1 protein-coding gene is annotated in these 764 nt (G+C 52.2%); it reads right to left on the bottom strand.

The features are described from left to right. On the bottom strand, nt 1–764 hold a 764-nt coding region (locus NLX74_RS25515; protein ID WP_254330934.1), incomplete at both ends, for an AMP-binding protein.

The raw sequence follows: 764 nt of genomic DNA, 5'->3' as shown, positions 1-764 counted from the left end.
GCCACAGGCAGGTTCGACGTGTTTCCCGTATACAGCGAACCATCCGCTAAATTCAGTACGGTGCCTTTATACGCTTGCGGGAGTTCCGAATCCCCGTATACCAGCAATAGATCCGTGCTACTGTCGTCCAGCATGTACGCGATCCGCTCGGCCGGATATGCAGGATCGACTGGCAAATACGTGCCTCCGGCCTTGAGGATCGCGAGGATTCCCGTAATCATCTCCATCGAACGTTCCGCCATGATGCCCACAACCCGATCAGTTCCAATATCTTTTGTTCGCAATACCCTTGCCAACTGGTTTGCCTTCACGTTTAGCTCTGCATACGTCACGCGCTCGGACTCGAATACCACCGCTACGGCGTCTGGTGTTCTCGCCACTTGTTCTTCAAACAAGTCGACAATGGTTTTGTCATGCGGATAATCTGCTGCCGTGTCATTGAATTGCAAAAGCTGTTGCTGCTCTTCTTCCGACAGTATCCGAATTTCCGCAATCGCTTGTAACGGTTCCTGCGTAACGGTCGCCAGCACGTTGCCGAAGTGCCCCAACCAGCGTTCCATCGTCGCTTGCTCAAACAAGGCCTTCCGGTATTCAAGTACGATCTGCAGCCCCTGTGCGTTTTCCACTGCATTGATCGTCAAGTCGAATTTCGCGGCCAAATTATCAAAAGCCGCAGCACTAATCTGTAGACCGTCCAACTGAAGCTCCGTTTGCGCCATGTTCTGCAGCACTAGCATCGTATCAAACAACGGATTACGGCTCAT

The organism is Paenibacillus sp. MZ03-122A (genome assembly GCF_024213325.1).
Classification (GTDB): Bacteria; Bacillota; Bacilli; order Paenibacillales; family Paenibacillaceae; genus Paenibacillus; species Paenibacillus polymyxa_B.
This window is presented reverse-complemented; position numbering and strand designations above follow the sequence as displayed.